The organism is Pseudomonas sp. 1L-C-7-B-C1 (genome assembly GCF_057291635.1).
In genome coordinates this window covers 440,193-454,636 of the sequence record NZ_JBXAWH010000003.1, presented here as the reverse complement: position 1 = coordinate 454,636, position 14,444 = coordinate 440,193, and the positions used below count along the sequence as shown (strand labels likewise).

The following is a 14,444-nucleotide window of genomic DNA, read 5'->3' as shown; positions in this document are numbered from 1 at the left end:
TTCATCGCCGAACGCGTCGACGCTGCCGAGCAAACCTTGCGCTATCGCTGGGACAAGCTCGGCCGGTTGATCGCGCTGGAAAACGAAAACGAACGTCGTGCTCACTTTCACTACGATCCTGTGGGCCGGCTGCTGGGAGAGAGAGGTTTCGACGGTCGCTCGACCCGCTATCAGTATGATCCGGAAACCGGGCGCCTTGCCGAGACTATCAACGGGCAACGCAGCATTGCACTGACCTTCGACCCGATGGGCCGTCTGACCGAACGCCGCGCCACGCTCGGCGAGCAGTCGCAGAGCGAAACCTTTGCCTACGATGGCAACGGCCATCTGGTCATGGCGACCAACGCCGTCAGCCGCCTGCAATGGTTTCACGACCCGGCTGGCAATTTGCTGCGCGAGCACCAGCATTACTCGAATCTGGATAAGCCGCTGGTTGCCGTCTGGCAGCACGAGTACGACGCGCTGAACAACCGCGTTGCGACCATTCGCCCAGACGGGCATCGCGTCAGCTGGCTGACCTACGGCAGCGGTCATTTGCTGGGTATGAAGCTCGACGAGCACGAACTGCTCAGTTACGAACGCGATGATCTGCATCGCGAAGTCGCCCGCCATCAAGGCAACAGCTTGCTGCAAACCCAAAGCTGGGACCCGGCGGGACGCCTCCAAGAACAACTGCTAGGACGAGCAAACGACAAATCCACGCTCATAAAACGCGCCTACACCTACGACGCTGCCGGCCAACTCACCGATATCAAGGACAGCCGTCGCGGCCCGTTAAGTTACCGCTACGACCCCGTCAGCCGCCTACTCAGCGCCACCAGTCGATTAGGCACAGAAACCTTCGTTTTCGACCCCGCGAGCAACCTGCTCGACGACAGCGCCGCACCCGTCCGCCGTCCGTTAGATTCGGAGCCTGTCCGCCACAAACTGATCGACAACCTGCTGCGCGACTACGGCGGCAATCACTACGAATACGACGAACACGGCAACCAGACAACGCGCTGGACCGACGGCCTGCGCAGCGAACTGCACTGGGACCTCTTCGATCGCCTCGCGCATTTCCGAGATCCGCGCCTCACTGTCGACTTCGGCTACGACCCCCTCGGAAGGCGCCTCTACAAACTCTCCAAAGCCCACTACCGCCCACGCCCGGAAGCCGGCACCGGCTGGAACGAAAACGAACACGCCCGCAAAGAGCGCGAACTCGGCTGCGGCTTCACCCTGTACGGCTGGGACGGCGACAACCTGGCCTGGGAAAGCAGCCCGCCGCCCCACGCCGGCGCCCTCGGCCGAACCGTCCACTACATCCATGAACCCGGCACCTTCGTGCCGGTGGCTCAAGCCATCCGCCACGAAACAATCCGCCTCGTGAGTCAGCCGACCTACGAAGGCCGCTACAACTTCAAAGAAGATCCGCTCTGGAACTACAAACCTGTCGCACTGCCAATCGACGCCCTCGCCTGGTACCAATGCGACCACCTCGGCACGCCCCAGGAAATAACCGACCAGAACGGCAACACCGCCTGGAGCGCTCAATACAAAGCGTGGGGCGAAGCAACCGAACAGCGCTCGGAGTTCGCCCAACAAATCGGCCTGACCAACCCGATCCGCTTTCAGGGCCAGTACCACGACCACGAAACCGGCCTGCACTACAACCGGCATCGGTACTATGATCCAAGGGTCGGGCGGTTTATCAGCAAGGATCCGATTGGCTACAGTGGCGGGCTAAACCTCTACCACTACGTGCCGAACCCGACGGGATGGATTGACCCGCTGGGGCTCGCCAAAATTGGCGGGCGAACGGGGGGTACGCCCAGACAGGCACAACAAAAAGTCGAAAAACGTCAGGGTCCTGCTGACATCACTCGGATTGACCGTCCAGAGGAGGACGTGCCATACAGTCAGTGGCATGCCCACTGCAAGTGCGGATCTGGCTATAACCTTGACGGATCAATCCATGACAAAGGCAAGGGAGAGGTGAAGTTTTCTAGAAAGACTATCGACTGGCTGAACAGTCATGGATGGAGTATTCCGAAAAAATGAAGTTGACGAAGCTATTTCGCAAAATAATCAGTAAAGAACCCTATAACGATTTGAGCGTATTTTTCTCAGACTTCGAAAGTTTCGAAGAAATACCTTTGATTTCTAGGCATCACCGATTGAAGCTTTTAACGAAAAGTATCGAGAACGACAATGTTTCGGATTTTTTGATCGGTCTTTCATTCTTTCTCATGACCTCGATTAGGACGCTTTCAGTCACTAAGAAAAGCAAAGATATCTTTTTCGCGGTAAGTTTTCCTGACTTTGATCTGTTCGCAGAACAGGGTGTGTTGATGCCGCACATATTCATATACCCAGCGGCAGTCTCAACTTGTTTCGTGGAAAAGATAAAAGCCAAGCAGAGAACTGAAAGCTCACGAGAGATGAATGAAGTAAAAAGACATTTTGCAAGATGCAACCTTGAACCGATTTTTGAATTTTATGAAAGCCGATTCCACGACTCGGCTAGCGGGGAGGACATAATAAGGATTTACGCAGTCCCTAAAAAACTTGGGGTGTAAAAACCCTAAAGGGTGCGGTCCCCTTTAGTCCAAGAGCAGTGCGCAGGTAGACGGTCGATTGACCGTCTTGTGATCCAGTCAGCCCCTACACCGCAAACCCTGTCCCACGCGTATTCACAAACAGCGAATAAATCGAGTGACTGCTCGCCATGAACAACCGATTCCCCTCGCGTCCGCCGAAGCACAGGTTCGGGCAGCGTTCTGGCAGCGAGATGTGCCCGATGGCCTTGCCCTGGGGGTTGAACACGCGCACGCCGTCGAGTTTTTCGAGGTCGGCCTTGGGGTCGCCGTTACCGCCCCAGCCGCACCACAGGTTGCCGGCTTCGTCGCACTTCATGCCATCAATGGCGGCGTAGTCCAGGCCTTCGATGTGTTTGCGGCGTTCGCCCAGGGTGCCGTCGTCCTTGACTGCGATGGCCCAAATCAGGCGGTTCGGTTTGGCGCGACCTTCGACGACGTACAGGGTCTTTTCGTCTGGCGAGAAACACAGGCCGTTGGGGCCTGCGAGGTCGTCGATCACCCGGGTGACTTTCCGGCTCTCGCCGTCGATGCGGTAAACCGCGTGGGGCTGGGTCGGGGTGATTTTGTGGCCTTCGTAGTTGTTGCTGGTCTGGAAGGGCGGGTCGCTGAACCAGATCGAGCCGTCGCTTTTGCAGACGATGTCGTTGGGGGAGTTGAAGGGTTTGCCGTCGAAGCTGTCGGCCAGCACGGTGATGGTGCCGTTGTATTCAGTGCGGGTGATGCGCCGGCCTTCGCTGGCGGTGGTGGAACCCTCGCAGACGATGAGGCGGCCCTGGCGATCGCGGCACATGCCGTTCGAGAAATTGGAATGCTCGCGGTAGACGGTGAAGGTATCGGTGATTTCGTCCCATCGCATGATGCGGTTGTTGGGAATGTCGCTGACCAGCAAGTAACGCCCGTCACCGACCCAGACCGGTCCTTCGGCCCAACGCATGCCCGTGGCGAGTTTTTCGACGCTGGCGTTGAACACGCGCAGCTCTAGAAAACTGTCGTCGAGAATGTGAACGAGCGGATCCGGGTAGCGCTGGCTCAGGGGTTCCGCGGCAGACGCGAGGCGGGGCAGAGCGGTGCTGCCGACGGTGGCCAGCGTAGCGGAAACGGCGAGGGATTTTTTCAGGAAGCTGCGGCGGGTGTTGCCGCTTGAGTGACCAGCGGTTTCAGCGTGCGCGGGCAAGGCGGACAGGGATGAGTCCATGTAGCGATCTCCGTTCTATTATTTTTTTACGGGTCGCTAGTAATACCTCGTGATAAGACATCGTACAAGTGAATGATGGGTGGGTTATCCCGTTCACCCTTCGAGGACATCGCTGCCCAAACGGGCTTCTTCCCGACTGAAGCCGGTCCCATTAAAGGCAACGCGTGCAGTCGGTGGGACCGGATTCAGCCGGGAGTCGACGCGGAGCGTGGGCACGATCATCAGTGTTGAGCAGCAAGATTGATAGTGCCCAAACGGGCCTCTCCCCGGCTAAAGCCGGTCCCACTAAAAGCATCGCGTGCAGACAGTGGGACCGGCTTTAGCCGGGAAGCTTTTGATCTTCTACGCGGTAGTCCAGACACCACAAAACGCGACTTGGGTGCAGGCTGAACGCAGGTTTCGCGGAGTGGGCCGAGCCGCATGGATGCGGCGAGAGCTGCCCCCCGCCATGGATGGCGGATGGCAGCGGGCCCACGGAGCGAGACCGGAGTGAAGGAACCCTGACGAAGGAAGGGCCCAACCGAGAGCAAGCACCCTTGGTTACTTGGGGTGCTTTTCCAAGTAACTCGCCGGAGGCGAAATGTCTGCCCTTAGGCAGACGCCCTTGATCTTCCCCAAGGCCGGGCACGCTCCCAGGCCAGGCAAAGAACGAAAAACCTACTTCGCCCTCAACCCCTCCCGCACATCCTTCACATCCGAACCGGACACCGCCGGCGCCGCATTGCCCCACGTATTACGCACATACGTCAGCACATCCGCGACATTCTCATCCGACAGATTCCAGCCAAACGCCGGCATCGCCGGAGCCGTTGGCGCCGCATCCGTCGCGCCCGCACGACTGCCTGCCAGCACTACACGAATCAGCGAAGACGGGTCATTGCTGTTCACTAACGGCGCCATCGCCAGTTTCGGGAACAGATGGGCCGCACCTTCACCCGTCGGCGTATGGCACGCCGAGCAACGATCCGCGTAAATCGCCTTGCCCGCCACCATCGCCGCATCGTCTGCAGCAATCGGCTTGGCCGCTTCCACCGGCTTGGCGCCATCCTTCAAGTACACCGCCACCGCCAGCAAATCCTCGTCCTTCCAGTGCTGCGAAGAATGTTCAACTTCCTCGGCCATTGGCCCGGAGGCGATGTCGAAACGGTTCGCGCCGGTCTTCAGGTACTTGACGATATCGGCCTCGCTCCACGCACCGATGCCATCGTGGCCCGTGGAGGTAATGTTCGGCGCGACCCAGTTCTGCAGATTGGCCCCGGTGAGGAACTGGTCGTTCTTGTCACCGCCAATAAGGTTCTTTGGCGTATGGCACGTGCCGCAGTGCCCCAGGCCTTCCACCAGATACGCGCCGCGGTTCCACTGCTCGGACTTCTGCGGATCGGCCTTGAACTCGCCTTCCTTGAAGTTGATCAGGTTCCAGCCAATCAGGCTGGTGCGCACGTTGAAGGGGAAGGGCAGCTGGTTGGTTTCAACCTTGTTCTCCACCGGATCCACTGTCTTCAGGTACGCGAAGATCGCCAGATTGTCTTCACGCAGCACCTTGGTGTACGCGGTGAACGGCATGGCGCCATACAGGCGCTTGCCGTCCAGGCCGTGACCCTTGGACATGGCGTTCTGGAAATCCTCGAAGCTCCAGCGGCCGATGCCGGTCGCAGGGTCAGGCGTGATGTTCGCGCCCGCCAGCTTGCCGAACGGCGTATCGAGGATCACGCCGCCGGAAAACAGCGGTTTGCCCGGGATCGTGTGGCACGCCGTGCAGTCGCCCAGGGTGGTGAGGTAGCGGCCTTTTTCCACGATGTTGTAGGAATCGGCGCCGGTTGCTGCGTGCGCAAGGGAAACAGACAGGCCGATAACGCCTGCGCAGACTGTCAGAAGAGTTTTCATACGCTGATCATCTCCCCTGGACGCTTGAGGTAGCGGGTGCGGATGGCATCCGCCGCTTTGAAGGCCAGTGCCGCGACGGTGCCGGTCGGGTTGTAGCCCGGGTTTTGCGGGAAAGCGGAGGAGCCGACCACGAACAGGTTCGGCACGCCCCACACTTGCAGGTGCTTGTTCACCGAACTGTTTTTTGGATCAGCGCCCATGATAAAGCCGCCGACGATGTGCGACGACTGATATGGCGCGCTGTTCCAGTGCCCTTGCTGAGAGCTGGGCACCATCTGCCGCGGGTTCATGCTCTTGGCGATCTCGCCGACCTTGCCGGTGACGTACGCGGCCATCTTGCGGTCGTTCTCCGGGAAGTCGAAGGTGATGCGCAGCAGCGGGCGACCCAGCGGATCTTTATAGGTCGGGTCCAGCGACAGGTAATTGGTGCGCGTCGCGTAACTGCTCGCTTCGCAGCCGATGGACATGGTGGCGGCGTAGTTCTTCACCGTGGCTTTCTTCCATTCCGAACCCCAGGCCGGCGTGCCGGGCGGGAGAGGGCGGGAGTCAATGGGCGCAGCGCCGATCGGCGTCACGCGGGTGCTGCCGCCGCCTACGAAGCCCAGACCCGAGTGGTCGAAGTTGTCGTTGTTGAACTCGTCGATGCCCATGCCGATGGCGCCGCCGCCGATAAACGGGTTGAAGTTCTTGTCATCGAAGAACATGCGTACGCTGTTGGCGGTCTGGTAGGCGTAGTTGCGGCCCGTGGTGCCGGTGTTGGTCACCGGGTCATACGGCTGGCCGACGCCGGACAACAGCATCAGGCGCACGTTTTCGAAGATGAACGCGCTGATTACCACCAGTTCGGCGGGCTGTTCCCATTCCTCGCCGTTGGCGTCCATGTAGATGATGCCGGTGGCGCGCTTGCCGCTGCTGTCCATGGTCACCCGCAGGACTTCGCAGTTGGTCATCGCGGTGAAGTTCGGCTTGCGCACCAGCACCGGCAGCACTGTGGTGATAGCGCTGGCCTTGGAGTAGTTGGCGCAGCCGTAGTTGGTGCAGAAACCGCAGAACGTGCAGGCGCCCATGGCCACGCCCAGGGAGTTCACATACGGGCGCGAAAGCAAGGCCGACGGCACCGGGAACGGCTTGTAGCCCAGGTTTTTCGCGGCTTCGGCGAACAGCGTCGGGGCGTAGGTCTGTGCCGTCGGCGGGTTCGGGTATTCCTCGGAACGCGGACCTTCGAAGGTGTTGCCGCCTTCCTGGATCACGCCCTTGATGTTGCCGGCCTTGCCGGAGATGCCCGCCAGGCGATCGAACTTGGCGTAGAACGGCTCCATTTCCTCCCAGTCGGTGCCCCAGTCCTGCAGGGTCAATTCTGGCGACAGCTCCTTGCCGTAACGCTCGGTCAGGTAGCTGTGCAGCCGGAATTCGTGGGGCTGAAAGCGGAAAGTGATGCCGGCCCAGTGGTTGCCAGCCCCGCCGGTGCCGTTACCGGGGTGGAACGAGCCCCAGCTGCGCATGGGTAGCGCTGTCTCGGTCACGCTGTTACGAATGGTCGTGGTGTTTTGCCGGGTCCTCAGCATCAGGTCCTGACGGCGGTTGTAGCGCAGTTCATCCGCGGCCGAGGCCACGTTGAAGTCAGCAGCGGTGTCGCGCCATGGGCCGCGTTCGAAGCCGATGATCTTCAGGTTTTCGTCAGCCAGTTCATTGGCGATGATGGATCCGGCCCAGCCGAGCCCGACAACCACGACGTCCGTGGATGGTAGTTTTTTGGCCATGTCGAATTAACCCTTCTTGGTCCAGGCGGAGCTGCCGATGATGGAGAGCGGCACCAGATTGAGCTTCTGGTTGTGCAGGCCGATGTACTCGCGGTAGTCGTAGCGGGCACCAGGGAAGCCGATCATTTTCCACGACACCATGTCGCGGTTGCCGCCGTAGACCGGGTCGGCGAAGAAGCCTTCCATGGTGTTGCCGAGCACTTGCTGGAAGAACAGCTTGGCGTCGATGCCCTCCAGCTTGATCTCACCCTTGTCCAGGCCGGTGAGGACCTTGTCCTGCTGTTCCGCGGTCAGGGCGCTGAAGTTTTTCTGGAACTGTTTCTGGCAGTACCCTTCCAGGCCTGCCAGGCCAAGGCGATAACGCTGGCGCGGCACCAGTTCCGACTGGTCACCCTGCATCGGCGTGCCCTGAACGAACGGGCCCTGCATGTAAAGGCGGCTGAATGTGCCGTACTCGCCGGCCAGTTGGCGATCGATGAACACTGCGCAACCCGCGTCTTTGCCGCTGACGCTGAGTTCATCGGCGGGGATCAGCCGGGCGACGATGGCTTCCACCGCAGTGGCTTCGGCGTCAGTGAAGAATTGCCAGCCGGGCGTGTCGTAGTGCATCGGACCGTTGTGGTCGAAGGGCACCCACTGCGGAACGCCGACGACGGTGGCGGCCTGGGCCGTAGCGGCGGCGCCCACGGCCAGCGTGGTGGCTGAACCTTTCAGCAACTGGCGGCGGGTGAGGCCTTTGGATTTCTCTGTCATTCCGGGCTCCTGCAAAACCACGCCCCCACAGGCCATTGGGGAATGGTCCGTGCCGGGGCTATGCTCTGCGTTCTTTATCACGGGTATTGCCGCACATACGATGTGCACGGCAACTGGCTCTTGGCGGGGTGTGACATTGGGTCTCTGGCAGGCCAGCATGCGAATGGCGCACGCTAGGCGGGGAATTGCCGCAACTGATCATCATCTTTTCACGCCAACTGCCATGGTAGATGTGTTGCGAGTTATTGCCACGGACGATTTTCGTAAATGACTGTTACCGATTTCGTAATAGTCAGGCCTCTCCCCAGTAACAATGGGCTTTCGCGGAACCCCGGTCAGGTGACCGAAGCGAGTCAGTTGATCCGACCCATACACATGAACCGCGCGTGCTCCCGGCCTGCGCGCACTCGTGCAACGGCGTGAATCTGACAGAATCTTCATGAAGGGGAGCCCGTCCCCAGAGCCACTTATTGGTATCGTGCACGCCATTTGCGTCCTGCAACTTCATGCGGGGCGCTGACTGTGCCGTTCATCTTTTCACCGAGTAGCAACAGAAATGCCCGATCCCATACCCTTAAAAGACCACGAGAAGGAAACCCGGCTGGTCAACAAACGCTTGATCGCCTGCGCCGTTTTCGTGGCCATGCTCAGCGTCGCGCTGGTGTGCCGCATGTACTTCCTGCAAGTCACCGAATTCGCCTACCACTCGACCATCTCCGAAAACAACCGCGTCCACGTGCTGCCGATTCCGCCGGAACGCGGGCTGATCTTCGACCGTAACGGCGTGATCCTCGCCGACAACCGGCCCAGCTTTAACCTGACCATGACCCGCGAGCGCGCAGGGGACTGGCACGCGGTGATCGACGAGCTGATGCAGATCCTCAACCTGCCAGACGAGGACCGGATCATCTTCGACAAGGCGATGAAGAACTCGCCCCACCGCTTTGTGCCGGTAACCCTGCTCTATGAGCTGACCGAGGAGCAGATCGCGCTGCTGGCGGTCAACCAGTTCCGCCTGCCGGGGCTGGACGTCGAGGCGCAGTTCGTTCGCCATTACCCGCTGGCGGAGCATTTTGCTCATTCCATCGGCTACGTCGGCCGAATCAACGAGAAGGAAGCGACCCAGCTCGACCAGGTCGAATACCGCGGCACACAGTCCATCGGCAAGACCGGCGTCGAGCGGTTCTACGAAAGCGAGCTGCATGGCCATGTCGGCTATGAAGAAGTGGAAACCAACGCCCAGGGCCGCGTGTTGCGGGTGCTCAAACACACCGATCCGGTGGCGGGCAAAAACATCACGTTGAGCCTGGACATCAAGCTGCAAGAGGCGGCGGAACACGCGCTGGGGGATCGTCGCGGCTCGGTGGTCGCCATTGATCCGGCCACCGGCGAGGTCCTGGCGATGGTCAGCAAGCCGAGCTTCGACCCGAACCTGTTCGTCACCGGCATCAGCTTCAAGGAGTATTCCGCGCTGCGTGATTCCGTCGACCGGCCGTTGTTCAACCGCGTGCTGCGCGGGCTGTACGCGCCGGGCTCGACGATCAAGCCGGAGGTGGCGATTGCCGGCCTGGACAGCGGCGTCATCACGCCGTCAACCCGCGTGTTCGATCCGGGCTACTTCCAGCTGCCGGATTTCGATCACAAGTACCGCAACTGGAACCACAGCGGCGATGGCTGGGTGGACCTTTACGCGGCAATCATGCGCTCCAACGACACCTACTTTTATGACCTGGCGCACAAGCTGGGCATCGACCGACTGCACGATTACCTGACCATGTTCGGCATCGGCCAGAAGGTCTCCCTGGACATGTTCGAAGAATCGGCGGGCCTGATGCCGTCGAAAGAATGGAAGCGCATCACCCGCCGTCAGGCCTGGTTCCCGGGGGAAACGGTGATCCTCGGCATCGGTCAGGGCTACATGCAGGTCACGCCGCTGCAACTGGCGCAGGCAACGACGCTGATCGCCAGCAAAGGTGTGTGGCACCGCCCGCACCTGGCCAAGGAGATCGGCGGCGTGGCGCCGGTGGACGAGCATCCGATGCCGAACATCGTGCTGCGTGATTCCCACGAATGGGATCAGGTCAACACTGGCATGCAAGCGGTGATGCACGACCCGCGCGGTATCGCCCGCGCGGCCGCGCAAGGTGCGCAATACCGCATCGCCGGCAAGAGCGGCACCGCGCAGGTGGTGGCGATCAAGCAGGGCGAACGCTACAACCGCAACAAGACCCTGGAGCGGCACCGCGACAACGCCTTGTTCGTCGGTTTTGCGCCGGCGGCCAGTCCCAAGATCGTCGTCGCGGTGATGATCGAGAACGGCGAGGCGGGCGGTCGCGTGGCCGGTCCCGTGGTGCGGGAAATCCTTGATGCCTGGCTGCTGGATCAGGACGGCCACCTGAAACAGCAATACGCCACGCCGAGTGTCACGCCGATCAATCCGAAGGTGCAGATCGCCGCGCCGAACAAGCCTGCGGGCCAGCCGCCGGTGTGAGGTGTCCTCACTGCACCGGTCGGCAGGAGCGCCACCCCGGTCCCGCCCGGAAGGTTGCGATGTTCTTGACGCGGGCTGACGCTTCGCCCTTGAAAGGCCGACGCTTGATCCGTGAGAGCAGGCTTGCCCGCGAAGCCTTTGGCGCGGGCACTGCAAGCACAGCCTGCCCCGCGCATCCTCAGAAGCACTGAACTGTCCCCGACGCTACAGGTCGATTTGAGACCACGCGTGGGGTCTGTTTCGGCCTCGCGCGCCAATTCGACTCGACAAGGAATTTGCCCCATGTCCAGCAGAACCATCGCCGACTACCTCGCCCAAACCCTCGCCGCAGCCGGCGTCTCGAAGATCTGGGGCGTCAGCGGCGACAGCCTGAACGGCCTGACCGACAGCCTCCAGCGCCTGGGCAAGATCAAGTGGATGCACACCCGTCACGAAGAAGTCGCGGCGTTTGCTGCCGGTGCGGAAGCAGCGTCCACCGGCAAGCTGGCGGTGTGCGCGGGCAGTTGCGGTCCGGGTAACCTGCATTTGATCAACGGCCTGTATGACTGCCACCGCAGCGGTGTGCCGGTTTTGGCCATCGCCGCGCAGATTCCGTCTTCCGAGATCGGCCTGAACTACTTCCAGGAAACCCACCCCACCGATTTGTTCAAGGAGTGCAGCCACTTCGTCGAAACCGTCAGCACCCCCGAGCAGTTTCCGCGGGTACTGGAGCGGGCGATGCGCGCGGCCATCAGCCAGCGCGGCGTGGCGGTGATCGTGGTCTCCGGTGACGTTGCCCTGAGCGCAGCGCCGGACATTAAGCCAGAATGGGTCGATCACGCTCCAGCGCGGGTCATCCCGGCAGAAGCCGACCTGCAACGTCTGGTGGACCTGCTGGACAAATCCAAGGCCGTGACCATTCTCGCGGGCGCCGGCTGTGCCGAGGCCCACGATCAAGTGGTCGCGCTGGCCGAGAAGCTCTCGGCGCCGGTGGTTCACGCCCTGCGCGGCAAGCAGTACATCGAATACGCCAACCCCTTCGACGTGGGCATGACCGGGCTGATCGGCTTCAGCTCCGGCTACCACGCGATGATGGCCTGCGACACCCTGGTGATCCTCGGCAGCAGCTTCCCGTACCGCAATTTCTACCCGGAAAAAGCCAAGGTCATTCAGATTGATATCGACCCGACCGCCATTGGCCGTCGCGTGCCGGTGGCCCTCGGTCTGGCGGGCGGCATCGCTGAAACCCTTGATGCCGTACTGCCGCGCCTCAAGGCGCACACCGACCGTAAATTCCTCGACAAAGCGCTGGATCACTACGCCAAGTCCCGCGAAGAACTCGACGAACTGGCCACGCCTTCGGGCCATGGCGAGCCGATTCACCCGCAATACCTGACGCGACTGGTGGACGCCTACGCCGATCCGGACGCGATCTTCACCGTCGATGTCGGCACCCCGACGCTGTGGGCCGCGCGTTACCTGACCATGAACGGCAAGCGCTCGCTGCTGGGCTCGTTCAACCACGGCTCCATGGCCAACGCCATGCCCCAGGCCCTGGGCGCGAAAGCGGCCTTCCCGCAACGGCAAGTGGTGGCGCTGTGCGGTGACGGCGGTTTGTCGATGCTGATGGGCGACTTGCTATCGATCCGCCAGCTCAATCTCCCTATCAAGCTGGTGGTGTTCAACAACAGCTCGTTGGGTTTTGTTGCGATGGAAATGCAGGCGGGTGGATACGTGCCCCACGACACTGACTTCGACAGCACCAATTTTGCCAACATCGCCATTGGCGCGGGCATTCTGGGGATTCGCGTGGAGGACTCGGCCGACCTGCCGAATGCGCTGAAGAAAGCCTTCGAGCATCCGGGACCGGTGGTGGTGGATGTGGTGACCGCGAAACAGGAGCTGGGTATGCCGCCGAAAATCAAACTCGCCCAGGCGAAAGGCTTCAGCCTGTTCATGCTTAAGGCTGTAATGAACGGTAAAGCGGACATGGTGCTGGAGTTGGCGAAGACCAATTTGCGCTGATTGTCAGCTCCCCGGATGGGTGCTGCGTTCAGTGCGCAGTGCCTGTTCAAGGGTTATAAGAATGAAAACGGATTAAATGCAGACTGCAACATCACGCGTAGCCAGTTCATATCCTGCAGTATTAGATTTATTGGAAATAAGCGTAATTTCGAAATATACCAGTCATCGGTAACTCCTTGGTTTATTGCGGTTTTGTTCGTAGAAGAGCGCTGTAAAGTACCGCTACAGGCGTTTGAGTCAGATGTTCGCCTCGGCTACGCTCTAACACTCAACACCCATTCATTAAGGAAGATGATCATGAGCAAAAGGAGCGCAATGGGCGACGTTAATCTTGGCCATCACGCAGGTGACCGGGATGTAAACTTTGCCGAAGACGGTGTCATCAGAAGTGTGACGCCAACGTTTGCTGCTGATCCAACGACGACGACCGAGCAGAAGTTTTACATGTCACTGACTGTCTATCCTGTCGGTGCGGATGCGAGCGAGCTTTGGCGTTACAACGCCGACGGCACTATGGATCATGATTTTCCACGTGTACAGATCACCGCGATCAATGAAGAGATGAGCGCGGTGATTGATATCCAACGTTTGATATTTAGTCAGCCCAAAGGCAAGTTGGAGGCCGCAAGTACAGCAGGCACGATAACCTGCGTTGGCGTCACCCGAGCCCTTGTGAGGACCGGGGATGAGGCGACTTCCGGCATCTACTATTATCCGGCAGCGGTGCGCATTACCGCAGAAGGCAAGATGGATCCGGACTTTGGTACCAAAGGGGTGATGCTTTATAAATTTGATAAAGAGCGCGATGGAGACGGTACCAGGCCTAACGTACAGTCCTCGGCTTTTAATTCTTACCCAGGCACCTTACAGTCCGGTGGCGACATTCTGTTCTGCTGTGGCCTCGCCGATCTGAAGGAAAATAAATACGCGTACGCCCTCGTAAAGTTCAAAAACGACGGTCTACCAGATTTGAGCTATGGCGATAGGGGTCTGAGAGTCATCGCTGCGGCGGCAGACCGTAATGCCGCTCATTGGAAAGATTACGGCGTTGACGCCGCAGGGGATCTCACATTGGTGGGGGCGACGTCCACAGGGGATGCGGGGATCGTTACCCGGTATGGCGCGGATGGTGAGGTAGACGCAAACTACGGGCCAAATCATGACGGCACCCAGACGCTTAAGATCAACGGGTTGAACTCTTACATCAGTCAGATACACGTGTCTGAAGAAGGGGCTACAACCCTGCTTTTCGCCGTTGATTCCCTCGATACACCTGTCGCTGTAGTGAGACTCGTGAAGAGCGGCGAACAAGATCCGCAGTTTAATGATGGTAAGCCGGTATTGATTGGAGATATTGAAAAGGACAACGTTTGCCTAGCTGTAGACCGTAAAGAGCGCATCGTTGTAAGTGGCGAGAGCTTAACGTCGCCGGGCGTTGCGCGCGTGGTCAGGCTTGCGTCGAACGGGACGCCAGACACTTCATTCGGTAACACCGGAGTTAACGAGTACCCCACGCTGACTCCTTTTAACCGTGTGGTCATTCAAAATCAATCTGACATTCTTGCAGCAACCGTTGACAGGACATGGGTCGACGTCCCGGTGATCGTCAGATTGCTTGGCGAGAGCGTCGAGGACTGAAGCACCGGTCAGTAAAGGTTAGTAGCAACATCGGCGTTTCAAGTTGTTCTTTATCACACTTGGGAGGCCGGCTTTGTCCGGAGACACTGTGCTTCAGTCGACGCAATCCTTCGCCTGAAATCAGTTGTCTCCGGACA

9 protein-coding genes are annotated in these 14,444 nt (G+C 59.8%); 5 read left to right on the top strand and 4 right to left on the bottom strand.

Annotated elements, in window-relative coordinates:
* The coding region (locus tag AC0Z8Z_RS07445) for an RHS repeat-associated core domain-containing protein (protein ID WP_485618672.1) at positions 1-2,043 on the top strand (2,043 nt) is incomplete at its 5' end.
* A complete protein-coding gene (locus AC0Z8Z_RS07440) occupies positions 2,040-2,561 on the top strand; it encodes an Imm15 family immunity protein (RefSeq protein ID WP_485618671.1) in 522 nt (173 codons plus the stop codon). The genes AC0Z8Z_RS07445 and AC0Z8Z_RS07440, both read left to right, overlap by 4 nt.
* Positions 2,562-2,646: 85 nt before the next feature.
* On the opposite strand, the gene AC0Z8Z_RS07435 is transcribed toward AC0Z8Z_RS07440, so the two are convergent.
* The 4 genes from AC0Z8Z_RS07435 to AC0Z8Z_RS07420 form a co-directional block, all read right to left on the bottom strand.
* On the bottom strand, positions 2,647-3,777 hold the full coding sequence (locus tag AC0Z8Z_RS07435; protein ID WP_485618670.1) for an SMP-30/gluconolactonase/LRE family protein: 1,131 nt from the start codon (positions 3,775-3,777) through the stop codon (positions 2,647-2,649).
* A 657-nt stretch (positions 3,778-4,434) separates the two neighbouring features.
* Positions 4,435-5,661 carry a c-type cytochrome gene (locus AC0Z8Z_RS07430; protein WP_122535778.1) on the bottom strand — a complete coding sequence of 409 codons (1,227 nt, stop codon included), beginning with the start codon at positions 5,659-5,661 and terminating at the stop codon, positions 4,435-4,437.
* Positions 5,658-7,421, bottom strand: a complete 1,764-nt coding sequence (locus AC0Z8Z_RS07425; RefSeq protein ID WP_122535779.1) for a GMC family oxidoreductase — start codon at positions 7,419-7,421, stop codon at positions 5,658-5,660. Before AC0Z8Z_RS07425 ends, AC0Z8Z_RS07430 begins: the two co-directional genes overlap by 4 nt.
* 6 nt (positions 7,422-7,427) lie before the next feature.
* Positions 7,428-8,174 (bottom strand): gluconate 2-dehydrogenase subunit 3 family protein, encoded by a 747-nt coding sequence (locus AC0Z8Z_RS07420; protein ID WP_485618669.1) that lies wholly within the window; start codon positions 8,172-8,174, stop codon positions 7,428-7,430.
* A gap of 556 nt (positions 8,175-8,730) precedes the next feature.
* Here AC0Z8Z_RS07420 and mrdA point away from each other — a divergent pair.
* From mrdA to AC0Z8Z_RS07405, 3 genes are all read left to right on the top strand, one after another.
* On the top strand, positions 8,731-10,665 hold the full coding sequence (gene mrdA / locus AC0Z8Z_RS07415) for a penicillin-binding protein 2 (RefSeq protein ID WP_172612441.1): 1,935 nt from the start codon (positions 8,731-8,733) through the stop codon (positions 10,663-10,665).
* A gap of 282 nt (positions 10,666-10,947) precedes the next feature.
* The gene (poxB, locus tag AC0Z8Z_RS07410) at positions 10,948-12,669 is read left to right on the top strand and encodes a ubiquinone-dependent pyruvate dehydrogenase (protein ID WP_485618668.1); all 1,722 of its coding nucleotides are present in this window, start codon (positions 10,948-10,950) and stop codon (positions 12,667-12,669) included.
* A 315-nt stretch (positions 12,670-12,984) separates the two neighbouring features.
* Entirely contained in the window at positions 12,985-14,307 is a 1,323-nt protein-coding gene (locus tag AC0Z8Z_RS07405; protein WP_485618667.1) for a delta-60 repeat domain-containing protein, read from the top strand.
* The last annotated feature ends 137 nt before the right edge of the window (positions 14,308-14,444 follow it).

What these genes read in the sequence shown, in the direction of transcription:
- AC0Z8Z_RS07405 (WP_485618667.1), top strand. Translation starts at nt 12,985, where the DNA reads ATGGGCGACGTTAATCTTGGCCATCACGCAGGTGACCGGGATGTAAAC.
- AC0Z8Z_RS07420 (WP_485618669.1), bottom strand. Translation starts at nt 8,174, where the DNA reads ATGACAGAGAAATCCAAAGGCCTCACCCGCCGCCAGTTGCTGAAAGGT.
- poxB (WP_485618668.1), top strand. Translation starts at nt 10,948, where the DNA reads ATGTCCAGCAGAACCATCGCCGACTACCTCGCCCAAACCCTCGCCGCA.
- AC0Z8Z_RS07440 (WP_485618671.1), top strand. Translation starts at nt 2,040, where the DNA reads ATGAAGTTGACGAAGCTATTTCGCAAAATAATCAGTAAAGAACCCTAT.
- AC0Z8Z_RS07435 (WP_485618670.1), bottom strand. Translation starts at nt 3,777, where the DNA reads ATGGACTCATCCCTGTCCGCCTTGCCCGCGCACGCTGAAACCGCTGGT.
- AC0Z8Z_RS07425 (WP_122535779.1), bottom strand. Translation starts at nt 7,421, where the DNA reads ATGGCCAAAAAACTACCATCCACGGACGTCGTGGTTGTCGGGCTCGGC.
- mrdA (WP_172612441.1), top strand. Translation starts at nt 8,731, where the DNA reads ATGCCCGATCCCATACCCTTAAAAGACCACGAGAAGGAAACCCGGCTG.
- AC0Z8Z_RS07430 (WP_122535778.1), bottom strand. Translation starts at nt 5,661, where the DNA reads ATGAAAACTCTTCTGACAGTCTGCGCAGGCGTTATCGGCCTGTCTGTT.